A 13469-nucleotide genomic window follows, 5' to 3' on the forward strand; every position below is an offset into this window, starting at 1 on the left:
GAGTTAAAAAGTTGAGATTCGCGTATATTAATTAAAAATTGAAAGGCAAAAATGGGTTGCTTAAACTAAATTCAATTAAGCAGCCTATAAAATAAAATTTTTTAAATCAAAATACTATATACACAAAAACATTAAATCGTTTTTTTTCGATATAAATAGCTGGTGTAATTTTAGCTAAATCTATACAATGTATCATGCTCACCGACACATCTATTTAGACTGATTCAGTACACTTCATACTTTCAGTGCTAGTGAATTTTATTTATCTCTTTTAAATCCAAATCAATCTAAAAAAGTTACGAGGATTCCATGTTGCTACAGTGGTTTGAAAAACGCGTCGATCCCTATCCATCGAAAGGTTTAAATGAACCATTACCAACTAAATTCTTCCCTTTTGTCTGGCAAGCTGCGACTGGGGTCAAACGTTATTTACTGATTTTAATTTTATTTACAGCAGCTACCGCAAGTTTTGAGGCTTTATTTTTCTCACAAATTGGTCATTTAGTGGATTGGCTCACCCAATCAAAACCAGAGAATTTTCTCCAAAACCATCGTGAAAATTTAATCATACTCACCAGTATATTATTCGCCAATATTTTCTTTGCGAGTATGCAATCAATCGTTCGTCATCAGATTTTATACAGTAGTTTCCCAATGCGTCTGCGTTGGAGATTCCACAATTTATTGCTTAGACAAGGCTTAGACTTCTTCCATAATGATTTTGCAGGGCGTTTGTCTGCCAAAGTGATGCAAACAGCACTTGCTGTACGTGAGTTTTGGGTAATACTTGGTGATATTGTTACCTATGTAATCATTTACTTTATTACAATCAGCGTCGTACTTGGTGCGGTATCCCCTATTCTTCTCATCCCACTATTACTCTGGTTTGCACTTTTTATTCTTGCTGCGTGGTACTTTATTCCTAAACTAGGGAAAATCTCGAAGGAGCAAGCAGATGCACGCGCCGTGATGACCGGACGTGTAACCGACGCCTATACCAACATTCAAACCGTAAAACTGTTCGCACATGCAGGTCGTGAAAGCCAGTATGCTAAAGAATCCATGCAAGATTTTATGCGCACGGTGTTTAAGCAGATGCGCTTAGGTACATCTTATGAAATTTGCATTAACTTACTTACTATTGTGCTTTTTGTAGGTGTTTTAGGTACAGCAGTTTATCTATGGCTACAAGGTCAAGCGGCGATTGGTGTGATTGCAGCAACCACAGCAATGATTTTAAAACTCAACAGTATGGCTGAGTTTATGATGTGGCAAACCTCTCAATTATTTGAAAATGTCGGTACAATTCAAGATGGTATGCAAACACTTGGTCGTCCGATTAATATTCAAGACAAAGAAGATGCTAAACCTCTGGTAGTTTCTCAAGGAAACATTCAATTTGATAATGTGACTTTTGCCTATAACAGCAAAAATGTCATTGATCACTTTAATTTAAACATTAAAGCAGGTGAAAAAATCGGGATTGTCGGGCGCTCAGGTGCAGGTAAATCCACGCTCATTCAATTGCTATTGCATTTCTACACCATCAATTCTGGAAAAATCAGCATTGACCAACAGAATATTGAAAATGTCACGCAAGACAGTTTAAGAAAAAGCATTGCCCTCGTGACTCAAGATACGTCTTTGTTGCATCGTACTGTGGCTGAAAATATCAAATACGGTCGTCCGGATGCCACTGATGACGAAATGTTAGAAGCTGTACGCAAAGCCAAAGCAGATGAGTTTATTCCTCAACTGTCTGACTTACGTGGTCGCACTGGCTTTGATGCTTATGTGGGCGAACGTGGTGTTAAACTCTCAGGTGGTCAACGTCAACGTATTGCCATTGCCCGTGTATTTTTAAAAGACGCACCAATTTTAATTTTAGACGAGGCAACCAGTGCACTCGATTCTGAAGTTGAAGCAGCAATTCAATCAAGCTTAGATGAGTTGATGGAAAACAAAACCGTCATTGCGATTGCTCACCGTCTATCAACCATTGCACAAATGGATCGCTTAATTGTGTTAGATCAAGGTCATATTGCTGAACAAGGTACACATGAGGAATTGATCGCACAGAATGGTATTTATGCACAATTATGGCAACGACAAACGGGGGGCTTTTTGGTTGAACCTGAACTTAAAAAAGCTGAATCCGATGAGGAAGATGAAGCACCTATAAAATAACTATCTGAATAACCAAAAAAAGCCATGCTCTATTTCGCATGGCTTTTTTATTGAGTGAAAATATATTGGATAAGAGCTTATAAAATCTATTTTTTATTCGCTTCTAATTTCACAGCTTGCATACCTTTATTTAACTTATTTAAGAAATGCACAAAAGTTACTTTATCATCAAAAGCAAAACCATCCATTGCTTGACGGTAGTACTCATATATTTTTAGCTCAAGTTGATCCCAAAAAATCCGTCCATCTTCTGTCATCATCACTTTCTTGGCACGGCGATCGACTTGATCTGCAAATCTGACGACATGCTGGTCACGTTCTAAACGCTTTAACACACCATCTAAGTTTTGACGACTTACACCTAAATATTCAGTGAGATCAGAAAACGACATTCCCTCACGAACTTGCTCTCTAGACAAAGCGCCCAATACCGCCCAATGCACAGGAGAAACACCAAGTTCTTTACTACTCATACGGTCAAGCGTATTACCCAATTGAAATAATCTAAAGGTTAAACGGTTATTGATGGCATATAAATTAGCATCATGCGTGCTAATCTGTTCATTTGACATTACACAAGATCCAAACTGTCTTTATCATTTATTGTTATTAGAGAAAAATATCCTTATAAGCAATTTCTCTAAAACATATCCAAAAGCTTAATGTTTTTAACATATTTATAGACTGAAAAACACCTTTACCCTGCTTTAAACACAAATTTCTATCAATTCAGATGTTTATGACACCCACAATCCAGTATGAAAATCAGCCATATAAATATTCCAATATATTTAAAAAGCACAATAAAGAATCTCTTCATTCGATATTTAAGCAAAAAACATGAAACTAAAATAACCATACTAATGACAATATATTTACATTAAATTAAAAACTATTACTCACCCAATCTAAATTTAGTTTTTAAATATTTCTTAAATTCGATGATAGTAACCAAATGAAAATTTCATACCTTAGTCGAATTGTTTAATTTTTAATTCATTTTTAAAAACACAAATTAATGATATTTATAGCTTTTATAATTATATATTTAAAATATATATCAATATATTGACATTATTTTATTTTTTTATATATTCGTAGAGTACATTTTACACGCAATCCACGATGACAAAAATATCGAATGACATGAAGTTATTCTCTAAAAAGTGTCAATAGCGTTATAAATTTATACCAATGGTTTGACATAATTAATAAGTATGGAGTACTTATGCAGTACATTGATGTACAGAAAACGGTTGATGAAGCCAAACTCAATAAATTTCATCTGAAAGTATTATTTTGGTGTTTTTTAATTATCGTCATTGATGGTTATGACATTGCTGTGGCTGGGGCTGCAATTCCTTCCATCATGGAACAAATGAACGTTACTGCATCTACTGCAGGCTTTATGGCAAGCTCTGCGCTGTTTGGTATGATGTTTGGTGCGATTTTCTTTGGGGGATTATCGGAAAAAATTGGTCGTCGTTGGACGATTTCAATCTGTGTATTCTTATTCAGTGTTTTCACTGCTGCAGCAGGTTTGTGCAAAGATCCAGTCAGCTTTAGCGTATTGCGCTTTATTGCAGGTCTAGGGATCGGTGGCGTGATGCCCAATATTGTCGCACACATGACAGAATATGCGCCGAAGAAAATTCGTAGCTTAATGACCACCATGATGTTCTCTGGCTATGCAGTTGGCGGTATTTTAGCGGCAGCTTTGGGTAAGCAATTTATTGTCGAATATGGCTGGCAAATTGTATTTTTTGCCGCGGGTGTTCCAGTATTTATCATTCCTTTCATTTTAAAATTTCTTCCTGAGTCCATGACGTATTTAGAGAAGAAAAAAGATATGGCTCAACTCAATGAGATTATTCAAAAAATTGAGCCGAGTTTAGTCATTAACAATTCTACGACGCTTAAATTCCCAGAAGCAGTGAAAGTTGAATCTGTTCCAGTTGCGCAACTGTTTAGTGATGGTCGTTTACTGAGTTCCGTGATGTTTTGGGTTGCCTTCTTCACCGGGTTATTCATGATTTATTCGCTCAGTACTTGGCTCACTAAACTCATGGCACTTTCAGGTTATAGCTTGGGTTCTGCACTGAGCTTTGTGATCGCACTGAACGTCGGCGCTGTGATAGGTTGTGCAGTTGGCGGTTGGTTGGCAGATCGCTTCCATATCAAATGGGTATTGGTCACAATGTACTTCTTAGGTGGCGTGTTCTTATACATGATGACCTTTGATAACTCTCAAACTGCCCTGTACTTTATTATTGCGGCTGTAGGTGCATGTTCTACGGGTGCTCAAATTGTCGCTTATGCCTATTGTGGACAATTCTATCCAAGCAATATTCGTTCGACTGGTATTGGTATGGCGGGTGGTATTGGTCGCTTAGGTGCAATTATGGCACCACTCATCATCGGCTATATCGTTGCGCTTAATTTACCTTTAGAACAAAACTTTATGGTCATTGCGGCAGCAGGTATCATTGGTGCTATTGGTTTAGCATTTATTAATCACGATAAAGCAGCTGCTTAGTTAAAAATTATTTAGAATCAATAAAAAAGCTCCTTTCTAGGAGCTTTTTTATTGTCGGTAAAATCAATTAATACCAATTCATTAACGATACACCGAGCCCCACATAGGTCGCACGGTGATTATAATCAATCAAGCTTTCACCATAACCATCAAACAATTGGAAATGACCACGTAAGTTGCCTTTAATTGGAAATGCCCAATCAAACTGAGCCGCACCATGCGAATCGTCACCGCCTTTTAAAGAATGACGTAGCATTAAAGAAAATTCATTTTCTTTCCAACGATAAAATGCAGTTAAATCACCACGTCCGATATAGTTTTTAATATCAGGGTTATTATCGTCTTTAAAATCTTCTTCAATGCGATACCAAGGGCGTAGCATCAAAGCAAAATTATCTTTCTCAAAACCTAGATTAAAAATCACACGGTTCCAACTACGTGATAATGGATCTGAACGACCATTGGATTGGTGATTCAAAGTCACACCAAATAAGCGACCATTTAAACCCAATACATTATAATTGGTATGGAACATTAAACTGGCTTCAGGCTCATAATTGGTTTCGCGGAATGGTCTTGATTCCTCACTATTGTATACCTGCCAACGAGAAGACTGTGTATAGCCTAACCATACATCACCATTACTTCCAAACAGATTCTCAGCAGCCTTAGTTTTCAAAGATATTTGGAATTTTGCTTCCATCGACTTTAAATTTTGCTGTTCTGTCTCTGTATTGTCTGGATTTGGACTATGTGGTAATTCATTCTTTTCACTCGTCCAAAATGCAGGAAGCAAATAAACAGGTTGATGTGCACGAATATTCCATGTACCCAATTTACTGTCTTGCGCCAACTCCCAACGTCGATCCAATAAAGAACTATTTGGATTAATTTTATCATCATGTACTGCGAAAAGAATTTCTGCTTTTTGGCTAATTTTTTCTTTTAATGTCGTCGGTTCAACTTTGGCGACTTCTATATCTTGTGCTGCACGTTGTTCTGATACAAGTACAGGTGTAGGTGCCGTCGTTGTTTTAAATAGCTTGTCATAACATGCTAAACGATCTGAACTCGACTCTAAAGCAACACATGCTTGCGTACTTGCAGGTGCAACTTGATTGCTATCTTCAGCTTGAGCTGTACCCACTAAACCAAAACTGAGCATCATCGAGATGCTCAGATTTAATGGTGTACGTTCAAAATTTTTGAACGTCATAAATTTCTCCGAAACGAAATTATTGAGAATTGACTTAATTCACTTTTTTTATTTCAAACCCTAATTGTTCCAAAGTTTCTTTTTTCGCTACTGGAGCAACCACAGCTCTTACAGGTTTCTGTTCAAGCAAATAGGTTTGTGTCACACGTTTAAGGTCATCGAGTGTAACGCTAAGTAAGCGCTCACGTAATTGCTTTCTAAACGCAGGTGTCCGTCCATGAAGCAATGAATAACAAGCAGTAATCGCCTCACCCGCTGGCGAACCAGGTTTATCCATACTTGAAACCAAACCTAAAATTGCTTCTTCAAGTTGATAAGCTTGTTGTTCTTTATTCAACAACCAATCCAGACTGGCTTCAAAGTCAGCGAAAGTTTCAGCTAAACGTGGATCGCGGTAACTATAGAAACGGAATGAACATGCATTACCATCGTAGCTTGCGCCACCACCATATGCACCACCTTTTTCACGAATCGCGCTATGTAAGAAACCATTACGCAAATAGCCTGCCAACACCATCAACGGTGCAGCATCAGGATGTGCAACATCCACCGCTTGGTAAGCAGATGCACAGAATTGTACATTGGCTTGGATCAACCATGCTTGATCTAGGTTACCGCTCTCAGGTTCAACTTCTGTTAAATAAACAGGAGACTGATCAACTGCTAATTTATCCCAAACGTTTTGTATTTCTTCAACTAAACGTTCTGAATGATGTTCCTCACAGACCAATAAGAATTGTTTCGGTGCAAGCATCAAGCCACGATGAATCGCTTTTAATTCATCAATCAAGGCATCATAAGCAGCTTCATCTTTCTCGATTTTGCTGACTAAATCACCTAACCAATTTAAAGCACCTAAACCTGTATTATCATAATCACGTTTCGCCAATGCACTCATATTACGAGAAGCAATTTGCATCGCATAGCTATGACCAGAACCTGATAAACGTGAAGCCCAACGCGTTTTACGTTGTTGCAATAACTCAACGATACGGTCTTTTTCATCGAAACGTAATTTTTCAAATGCCAATTTCAGCAATTGAATCGCATCAAATTTATTAGTCAGTGATTTGGTGGTTAAGGTTAACCATGCACTGATTTGACCTTTATCATCGGTTTTAGAGCGCATTGATGCACCCATGCCCAAGCCACCGCTCACCGCGGTTTGCAGTTGTTGGAAAGTTAAATAGTCGTATTCGCCTGCACCGACTTCACCCATTAGGATTGATAATAAATTGAAGTATGGAGATTGAACAATTTGCTGTGGAATTTGAATCAAAACTTGTTGATAGTAAATTCCATTGGTTCCTGCATGATATAAGTTCAACGGCATATCAATACCATTAGAAATCACTTCACGCAGTTGCCCTTGCACAATTGCAAGTTCAGCAGGAATATCTTCCAAGCCAACTTTTGGCAATAAGTTCAAATCATCAGGAGTTTCTTGACGAATTTTTAGGGCTTCAGTTTGTGCATTAATTTCAGCTTTATCTGCCTCTGTTAATGTTGCGCCAATCTTCGCCAAACGTGCTTTTTCGTCTTCGGCTTCTTTGGCAGACTTGGTCGCATCTGGTACCAATGTCATTTGTACACGATGTGGATTATCCAATAAATGCGTTTGAATCAAATTCGACAACCACATTGGATCTTTGAGCTCTTCTTTGACATTGGCAATCGCTGTGTCCACATCCCAAGTTTCAATTGGGTCATTATGATGAATTGCGCTACCCAAACCATTCAGAATCAAAGTTAAGCCGTAAGGTGTACCATCGCCGCCAATCTCGCGTTGATGTAATTCGATTTGATGTAAAATCGCATCCACCATGTCTTGGTCTACAGGTTTAGATGCCACATCTTTGAGAATATTGAGTACGCCATTTTTAAACGTTTCAGCATGTTCAGGGTTTGAACCTTGTACGCCACAATAGAAAGTCATTTCATAATTAGAATCATCTACGCCCATGATTGGACCTGTAGACTGCGCATAACCACATGTTTCTAAATAATGACGTAATGGTGAGGCTGAGTTTTCCAGCAAAATACCTTCAACCAAACGCATGCCTAAACGTAATTTGACATCACTCGTTTTTGGCAATAACCAAGAAAGAATATGATAAGTTTTATCTTTTAGATCTTCCGCATCGACTGCATAAGTTTCTTCAACTTCGATTGGTGCTGTTAAACGTTGCTCTTCTTTAGAATAAATGGTTTCGCCTTTGCCAAACTTAGACAGTGCTAATTTTTCAAACTGTTCTTGCAATTTATATGCAGGCTCATCACCAAAAGTCATAAAAATTGCATTACTTGGATGATAATGTGATTTATAGAAAGCCACTAACTCATCGTAAGTTAAGTCTGGAATATCTTTAGGGTCACCACCTGAATTGTAGTGATAAGTCGTTTTCGGGAATAAATGATGCGCCAACTGATGATAAAGCTGATCTGAAGGAGAGCTCATTGCCCCTTTCATTTCATTGAAAACTACACCTTTATAAACAGGTTCGCCATTTTCAAGCTCAATACGAATGCCTTCTTGGGCAAAATCCAAAGGATTTAAATTGGCTGCAAATGCTGCATCCATATAGACTTCTAGTAGATTTTGAAAATCTTTTTTGTTTTGGGTTGCAAATGGATAGGCTGTCCAATCTGCCGCAGTAAACGCATTCATAAATGTGTTTAACGAACGACGAATCATCAGAAAGAATGGGTCACGGACTGGGAATTTTTCTGAACCACATAGTGCTGTATGTTCAAGAATATGTGCCTCACCTTTGGAATCCATCGGCTGAGTACGGAATGCAACTAAAAAGACATTTTCGTCATGATCAGTTGCTAAATGGTAGTGCATTGCACCAGTCACTTTATGTTTATATTCAGACACTAAAATGTCTAAAGCTTCTACATGGTGTTGACGTACCAGCTGAAACGCAGGATGTACAGTTTGGGCTAAGGTTTCAGTGACATCTACAGTCATGCGATCTCCAAATATTCAATATTTATAACTATCCTCAATTATAACGCAAACTCAGATAAATGCGATTTATTCCTATCATTAATTCAGATCTAAACAGTTGGATTTAGCGATTAATAATGTAGAAAAATTGTTCAAATTTATGTGTTTGAGTCAAATCAAGCTTATCCAAGATCAATCGATTACTTTTCTTGATCAAATTTTGCTGTATGTTCACGAATACATGCTTTTAACTGTTCGACATCCATGTCTTCGATAGCATCTAAGGCATCATACAAAAACTGTGGATCATCATTCACTTTGCCTCTTAGTCGTAGCTCAATCCGAGCTTGAATGCCATATTCAGCAACTTCAAATAATTCATCTTCACTCAAACGCGCTAAAATTTCATCCTGATTTGTCATGTGTAGATTCTTTTATTATGAAAAGTTCATCTTTAGCATGCTCATGGCAATGATAAAACTCAATTTTGTAACTTGAATAACTGCTCAACAAAAATTTGGCAATAAAAAAAGTGATGGTCAAAATTAGTGACCATCACTATCAAACGAGGTTCTTACAGCATGTTAAAATTTAACTCATCTTACTTTCTAAACGTTTTTGCCCATTCATTCGATTGGCAATAAAAATACAGAGCAAAATTGCGACCATCAAAACGGCTGAAGCAGCAAATCGGCTCAATGCTAAACCACCATGATCAATCGGTTTGTCCAAGAAATCGCCTACCACCGCACCCAAAGGCCGTGTCAATACAAAAGCCGTCCAAAACAGTATTACTCTTGATGTTTTAGTAAATAAATACAGTCCAATTACGATCAACAACAGCACCACATACAGCATTATTCCACCCGTATAGCCCAACCCTGCTGTATCCGATGACCAATCTCCCAATGCTGTACCGAGTGTTTGTGAGAATGTAATGGTGATCCAATAAAAGAGCTCTGCACGAGGTTTCTGTATATGTGGAGAAATAGAACCTTCAACTTTATACCAACTATAAAGCGATAAGAGTACAAGACTCAGTAATAAAGTACTGCCTCCTAAGTAACCTATGCCCAAAGAACGATCGACAAAATCTGCCAGTGTTGTCCCCACGGTGGTACTTGCAATAATCGGAACCAATACAAATACGAATGATAGCTTTTGGCACGAATCTGAAAAAAGACAAAAGCAATAAATACAAAGGCAAAAATAAAAGTACTGAGTAGGTAGCCCAAATTCAGTGACATTGATACAGCATCACCGGCTGTTTCACCAAATGTCGTGGCAAATATTTTAGTGATCCAAAACAACAAAGTTACTTGAGGTACTTTAGACATCAATTCACTTAAATCTTCTTGCTTCATGGCTTAAGTCAGCTTTTATTTCAATGAAGCTATATTTAGTAATCAGACTTAAAATAATGTTAAACCGTGAACACATTCACAAATAATTCACAGATATTTTAGAAAAAGAATGCGAATGAAATCTCATCAAAATAAGAGCTACTTAGGCTATTTTACAAAGTGATTGGATAAACTGAAAAATTAGAATTTATATTTTGCTTCTTCCAAAACTGAAGCATGACTTCCGTTTCAGCAAATAAATTCATTGGTAGCTCATCTAAACTGAACCACTTCCAAGATTCAAAGATATGCGGTTCAGTGATTTTTAAATGCTGTTTTATATCATCCGAAGTTAATTGAACAAACAGCCCAGTTGTCATATTCACTCGATGATTCTCATGATTTAACATCACGACAAAAGGCTTTAACTGTGAATGATCAATCTTTAAATTGGTTTCTTCAAATAACTCTCTTGAAGCTGATTCCTCTAAACTTTCATGTGCTTCAATTTTTCCACCTGCGAAACACCATGTCGGTGTTTCACCTGTTTTGATGCGATGACCGAGTAGCACACGATTTTCACAATCAATCACCATCACACCTACGCCCACAATTGGCGTAGATATTTTCAATTCAGACATCCAAGAAAACCCTCTACGTTACGACACTAAACCAAGTATTTAAAATAGTTATAACTCGGGTGATGTTCTACAAAGACATAATTTTGTTTGGTATAAAACTGAACAGCGTGATTAATGTCTGTATGTAAACACAAAGCTGAAAATTGTGGCTTGGCTCTTTTCTCTAACTCTTGTAATAAACGCTTTGCCACTCCTTCACGGCGATATTCAGGTAAAACATAAAAACGACGTACACGTCCAATCTTACGTTGCGTACTTGGGTTTTGATTGGTTTCAGCATCTTCACTAAATTGAATATTTAAACCGCCACAACCGACTAGTTTATTGCCGACATAAGCAGTCAATAGAAATTCACCCTTACGGTCAAAACGATTCGTGCCCTGTTCATATTCATCAACCAAACGCTGAATCATTTCAAAGCCTTCTTTTTTTGAGGCAACCACTAAATCTTGAATATTCTCAGGTAACTGTTCTGCTTGTTGAATTAAAATTTCCATAATACCTAATCTATTTTCCCCAAAATTGTTCTACAACAAATGTAATTGAATTTTTTTCAACAAACTACTGTAAAGCAGAGCATTCGTGTAAACTTTGTGTTTTTAACATTGATGTGAATACAAACATGGCGACAGTTGACCTTTTTGCAATTGGTAATGCACTAATTGACCAAGAATTTAAAGTATCAGATGACTTTTTAGCTGAACAAAATTTGCAAAAAGGCACTATGCAACTGACTGATGGTGAAACTCAAGCGCAACTTTATAATAATTTACAAGCAAGTCAAAATTATAAAGGTCAGGCTTCTGGCGGTTCAGCAGCCAATACTGCGGTTGCATTTGGCGCACTCGGTGCTTCAGCTTTCTATGCATGCCGTGTTGGTAATGATGATTTAGGTAAAATCTATCTAGACGGTTTAAATGAAGCTGGCATTCAAACCTCTGCAAAATCAATCAGTGAAGGTGTGACTGGTACCTGTATGGTTCTTGTCAGTGAAGACTCAGAACGCACCATGCATACCTATCTCGGTATTACAGCTGAGTTGTCTGATGTGCAAATGGATTTTGAACCACTTAAAACTGCAAAATGGCTGTATATCGAAGGTTATTTGTCTACAAGTGATTCAGCACGTTTAGCAGTAAAACAAGCACGTCAAATCGCACGTGAACACAATGTGAAAATCGCATTAACTTTATCTGATCCTGCCATGGTGCAATATGCACGTCAGGGTTTAAATGAATTACTGGATGATGGCGTAGATCTAATTTTCTGTAATGAACAAGAAGCCATGATGTATACAGAAACTGATTCTGTAGAAGCTGCATTGGAAAAATTAAAACAACTGAGCAATGAAGTTGTCATTACTCTGAGTGAAAAAGGTGCTTTAGTTTCTAATCAAAACAACCATTTCCATGTTCAAGGTCGCAAAGTCGTTGCTATCGATGCCAACGGTGCGGGCGATGCTTTTGCAGGCGCTTTCTTATATGCCTTGAATAATGGTGAAAATTTACAAACTGCTGCCCAACTTGCTATTCTTATTTCAAGTGAAGTCGTTTCTCAATTTGGTCCTCGTTTAGATGTCACCGATTATGCCAATCTACTCGAAACTTTCAAAAAGGAATGTGCATAAATGTCTGAAAAAATTGCAATGACAGAAGAAATCGAAGAACGTAAAGCACGTGCCTTCGATACCATGACAGGTGATACGATTTTCATCACTCAACGTGATGGTGCATTCTATGCCTATCAAAATGTCTGCCCGCACTTGCAAACTGAACTTGAGTTTTTAGAAAATCAGTTTCTAGATCAAGATGGCGAATATATTCAATGCTCAACACACGGTGCATTGTTTGATGTTGAAACGGGTGAATGCATTTCTGGGCCATGCTTAGGCGACAAACTCGAAAAAGTAAACATTACCGTTCATTCTGATGGTGGTATTTACATCGAAGGCGAATAATATGCAAACTGCCATGCTGAATTTTTTCTTGGAAGCTGATTTGATGCCATTTCATTTCAGCGTACTGGCATTGATTTTGCTCAGCATGGCAGAAACTTTTGGCAACTACATTGGTTTACGACCAAGCTCATTTTTAAAACGAATCTCCCCAGAATGGTTGATCAACTCCCCTCTATTACAAGTAAAATTTTCCAAAGTCCTCATCTTTGTTTTTTTATTGCTTAATTTTAGTTTTGCAGGTTATTTTTTACAGCTGACTATCTTTGCGAGCAAACAAATGTTTGCCCCCTGGTACTATGTCGTCCTCCCCGCTTTTATTATTGGCATTTTTTTTACTGTGTTTATGATCCATTGTTTGGATCAAGTCATCAAACCCAAAATCACTGAAAATAAAGTTAATTTACTTGGACGTTTAGCAACCGTTTCTAGTGGTAACGCACGCCCTGGATTTTCTGCTCAAGCGCGTGTCCGTGATGAGTTTGGACAATTACACTATGTTCAGGTTGAACCTGAGTTTGGCGAACTAGAGTTCCAATCTCAAATTATTTTAATTCGATTTCGAAAATCACACTATATCGCAAAAAAAATCTCGATTTGCAATGATTTATTTAGTGCTGATCAATTCTAAACAGTTTA

Annotated in this window: 11 protein-coding genes and 1 pseudogene; 5 read left to right on the top strand and 7 right to left on the bottom strand. The window is 37.5% G+C overall.

What is annotated here, in order from left to right; translation table 11 throughout:
- Positions 1–312 precede the first annotated feature (312 nt).
- Positions 313–2187, top strand: a complete 1875-nt coding sequence (locus EXE10_RS04105) for an ABC transporter ATP-binding protein (RefSeq protein WP_165382982.1) — start codon at positions 313–315, stop codon at positions 2185–2187.
- Between the two features lie 86 nt (positions 2188–2273).
- Here EXE10_RS04105 and EXE10_RS04110 read toward each other — a convergent pair whose 3' ends face one another.
- Complete coding sequence (locus tag EXE10_RS04110) at positions 2274–2759, bottom strand: MarR family winged helix-turn-helix transcriptional regulator (protein WP_130112454.1); 486 nt, start codon at positions 2757–2759, stop codon at positions 2274–2276.
- A gap of 656 nt (positions 2760–3415) precedes the next feature.
- Between EXE10_RS04110 and EXE10_RS04115 the strand changes: the two genes are divergently transcribed.
- Positions 3416–4723, top strand: coding sequence for an MFS transporter (locus tag EXE10_RS04115; RefSeq protein WP_130112455.1), 1308 nt, complete (start codon positions 3416–3418; stop codon positions 4721–4723).
- Positions 4724–4790: 67 nt separating this feature from the next.
- On the opposite strand, the gene EXE10_RS04120 is transcribed toward EXE10_RS04115, so the two are convergent.
- The 6 genes and pseudogenes from EXE10_RS04120 to EXE10_RS04145 form a co-directional block, all read right to left on the bottom strand.
- Positions 4791–5939 carry a phospholipase A gene (locus EXE10_RS04120; RefSeq protein WP_130112456.1) on the bottom strand — a complete coding sequence of 383 codons (1149 nt, stop codon included), beginning with the start codon at positions 5937–5939 and terminating at the stop codon, positions 4791–4793.
- A gap of 34 nt (positions 5940–5973) precedes the next feature.
- On the bottom strand, positions 5974–8913 hold the full coding sequence (locus EXE10_RS04125; protein ID WP_130112457.1) for an insulinase family protein: 2940 nt from the start codon (positions 8911–8913) through the stop codon (positions 5974–5976).
- A gap of 179 nt (positions 8914–9092) precedes the next feature.
- Positions 9093–9314, bottom strand: coding sequence for a hypothetical protein (locus tag EXE10_RS04130; protein ID WP_130112458.1), 222 nt, complete (start codon positions 9312–9314; stop codon positions 9093–9095).
- A gap of 169 nt (positions 9315–9483) precedes the next feature.
- Positions 9484–10256: pseudogene (locus EXE10_RS04135) on the bottom strand (hypothetical protein).
- Between the two features lie 152 nt (positions 10257–10408).
- Positions 10409–10876, bottom strand: coding sequence for a nucleotide triphosphate diphosphatase NUDT15 (locus EXE10_RS04140; protein WP_130112459.1), 468 nt, complete (start codon positions 10874–10876; stop codon positions 10409–10411).
- Between the two features lie 26 nt (positions 10877–10902).
- Entirely contained in the window at positions 10903–11373 is a 471-nt protein-coding gene (locus tag EXE10_RS04145; RefSeq protein WP_087551768.1) for a GNAT family N-acetyltransferase, read from the bottom strand.
- Between the two features lie 125 nt (positions 11374–11498).
- Between EXE10_RS04145 and EXE10_RS04150 the strand changes: the two genes are divergently transcribed.
- Genes EXE10_RS04150 through EXE10_RS04160 form a run of 3 tightly spaced genes read left to right on the top strand, consistent with a single transcriptional unit; the run spans position 11499 to position 13461 of the window.
- Positions 11499–12503 (top strand): adenosine kinase, encoded by a 1005-nt coding sequence (locus EXE10_RS04150; protein WP_130112460.1) that lies wholly within the window; start codon positions 11499–11501, stop codon positions 12501–12503.
- Between the two features lie 18 nt (positions 12504–12521).
- A complete protein-coding gene (locus EXE10_RS04155; RefSeq protein ID WP_165382298.1) occupies positions 12522–12833 on the top strand; it encodes a Rieske (2Fe-2S) protein in 312 nt (103 codons plus the stop codon).
- A gap of 13 nt (positions 12834–12846) precedes the next feature.
- Positions 12847–13461 carry an OB-fold-containig protein gene (locus EXE10_RS04160; RefSeq protein WP_087551841.1) on the top strand — a complete coding sequence of 205 codons (615 nt, stop codon included), beginning with the start codon at positions 12847–12849 and terminating at the stop codon, positions 13459–13461.
- The last annotated feature ends 8 nt before the right edge of the window (positions 13462–13469 follow it).

Origin of the sequence: Acinetobacter sp. WCHAc060033 (genome assembly GCF_004209125.1) — a bacterium.
GTDB lineage: Bacteria > Pseudomonadota > Gammaproteobacteria > Pseudomonadales > Moraxellaceae > Acinetobacter > Acinetobacter wuhouensis.

Bases quoted from the DNA above. Each gene is read 5' to 3' on its own strand.
- EXE10_RS04110 (WP_130112454.1), bottom strand. From the start codon at position 2,759: ATGTCAAATGAACAGATTAGCACGCATGATGCTAATTTATATGCCATC.
- EXE10_RS04115 (WP_130112455.1), top strand. From the start codon at position 3,416: ATGCAGTACATTGATGTACAGAAAACGGTTGATGAAGCCAAACTCAAT.
- EXE10_RS04120 (WP_130112456.1), bottom strand. From the start codon at position 5,939: ATGACGTTCAAAAATTTTGAACGTACACCATTAAATCTGAGCATCTCG.
- EXE10_RS04125 (WP_130112457.1), bottom strand. From the start codon at position 8,913: ATGACTGTAGATGTCACTGAAACCTTAGCCCAAACTGTACATCCTGCG.
- EXE10_RS04130 (WP_130112458.1), bottom strand. From the start codon at position 9,314: ATGACAAATCAGGATGAAATTTTAGCGCGTTTGAGTGAAGATGAATTA.
- EXE10_RS04140 (WP_130112459.1), bottom strand. From the start codon at position 10,876: ATGTCTGAATTGAAAATATCTACGCCAATTGTGGGCGTAGGTGTGATG.
- EXE10_RS04145 (WP_087551768.1), bottom strand. From the start codon at position 11,373: ATGGAAATTTTAATTCAACAAGCAGAACAGTTACCTGAGAATATTCAA.
- EXE10_RS04150 (WP_130112460.1), top strand. From the start codon at position 11,499: ATGGCGACAGTTGACCTTTTTGCAATTGGTAATGCACTAATTGACCAA.
- EXE10_RS04155 (WP_165382298.1), top strand. From the start codon at position 12,522: ATGACAGAAGAAATCGAAGAACGTAAAGCACGTGCCTTCGATACCATG.
- EXE10_RS04160 (WP_087551841.1), top strand. From the start codon at position 12,847: ATGCTGAATTTTTTCTTGGAAGCTGATTTGATGCCATTTCATTTCAGC.